Source organism: Pyxidicoccus trucidator, from assembly GCF_010894435.1.
Lineage (GTDB): Bacteria > Myxococcota > Myxococcia > Myxococcales > Myxococcaceae > Myxococcus > Myxococcus trucidator.
Genome location: NZ_JAAIXZ010000081.1, coordinates 1 through 554 on the forward strand (window position 1 = coordinate 1; position 554 = coordinate 554).

Sequence of the window (554 nt, forward strand, 5' to 3'; positions counted from 1 at the left end):
GGGGACCTCTCGGGGGACCCCTCCTTCCGCGAGCTATTGGGACGCACGCGCAAGGTGGCGCTTGGCGCCTACGCCCACCAGGACGTTCCCTTCGAGGAGCTGGTGCGCGTGCTCAACCCCGAGCGCAACCTCGCCCATGCGCCCATCTTCCAGGTGAAGCTCGTCCAGCAGAACATCCCGACCGCCGAGCTGAAGCTGCCCGGCCTCGCCCTCCGAGGAGTGGAGGGCAACACGGGCACCGCGAAGTTCGACCTCACGCTCTCCATCAACGAGACGCCCGAGGGCCTGGCCTGCCTGTGCGACTACAGCACCGACCTGTACGACGCCGGCACCATGGCCCGGATGATCGAGCACCTGCAGGTGCTGCTGGAGGCCGCCGTCGCCAACCCCGACACGCGCCTGTCCGCCCTGCCCCTGCTCTCCGACTCCGAGCGCCAGCAGGTGCTGGTGGAGTGGAATGACACGGCCGCCGAGTTCCCGGCCGACACCTGCATCCACCACGCCTTCGAGCAGCAGGTGGCTCGCACCCCGGATGCGCCCGCACTTGGCTTCGA

General features: G+C 69.1%; 1 protein-coding gene. It reads left to right on the top strand.

Features of this window, described 5'->3' with window-relative positions:
- A partial coding sequence (locus tag G4D85_RS48505) for a condensation domain-containing protein (protein WP_240359955.1) occupies window positions 1–554 on the top strand: 554 nt, incomplete at both ends.